We start from the raw sequence: 838 nt of genomic DNA, 5'->3' as shown, positions 1-838 counted from the left end.
CCCTGCGGCTGCGGGCAGGACATCCGCAAGACCCTCGCCCACCTCCGGGCCATCTGGGCCCGGCTCACCGCAACCATCGTCGCGTCCATGACCACAGATTGGCACTGGCACCGGGTGACCTTGCCCCCCGGCTCCCTTGTTCAGGATCGATTCCTGAGCCAGCCCTCTTCGGCGGGGAGTTGCCAAGGCTGCGCCACCGGGTCGAGCAACCATCGGCGACGCTGATGCCGACCAGCCCAGATGCGGTTTGGTTCCACGGACCCTAAATTCCGCCGCAAGAAGTTCGGCGCGATCCGAAGATTATGTCGGCTGCCGGTGGTCCATGGCACGCAGCGTTCCCGGCGCGGAGGAAAGATGCCGCTCGCCATTGCCCCCGGAGTTGCCAGCGGCTGCGCCACCGGTCCGGGCGCCGCTGGCCACGGCGGACAAAGACCCGCTCTTTCATCAGCTTGGCCACCGTCTTGCGGGCAACCGGGATGCCTTGGTCCCGCAGTCCTGCGTGGATGCGCGGTGCTCCGCATCGCCGTGGCTGGCCTCGAAGATCGCACCTGTCCGCGGCAACAGGGCACCCCGCGACGCCCGGCGTGGAACCGGCTCGTGCTGGCCGAGAGCACCCGGCACAGCGCCCCCCGAGCGCGATCCGTCCGGGCGGGCGGGCCGCGCGATCACGGCGTGTTCGGACGCGTGGGCGGCGATGAAGGCGAGCTTGTCCTTCACGGCTTCGCCACCCACTGCGCGGCGCCGGTCAGGTCGCGCCGCCGCCCATCGGTTTCGGACCGGTGGCGTCCGCCTGCTCACCTATCCGCATCGCCTCACCTCTTCCCTGAGACGGCGGTTC

2 protein-coding genes are annotated in these 838 nt (G+C 69.9%); one reads left to right on the top strand and one right to left on the bottom strand.

Features of this window, described 5'->3' with window-relative positions:
- Nucleotides 1-225, top strand: a 225-nt coding sequence (locus HCC78_RS33460) for a hypothetical protein (RefSeq protein ID WP_216671428.1), incomplete at its 5' end; no start/stop codon positions are given.
- Between the two features lie 37 nt (nt 226-262).
- Here HCC78_RS33460 and HCC78_RS35175 read toward each other — a convergent pair.
- Nucleotides 263-640 (bottom strand): IS3 family transposase, encoded by a 378-nt coding sequence (locus tag HCC78_RS35175; RefSeq protein ID WP_172332858.1) that lies wholly within the window; start codon nt 638-640, stop codon nt 263-265.
- Between the last annotated feature and the right edge of the window lie 198 nt (nt 641-838).

The organism is Mangrovicoccus sp. HB161399 (genome assembly GCF_013184745.1).
GTDB lineage: Bacteria > Pseudomonadota > Alphaproteobacteria > Rhodobacterales > Rhodobacteraceae > Mangrovicoccus.
The sequence above is the reverse complement of the archived record's forward strand: the minus strand, read 5'-3'. Positions and strand labels throughout refer to the sequence as shown.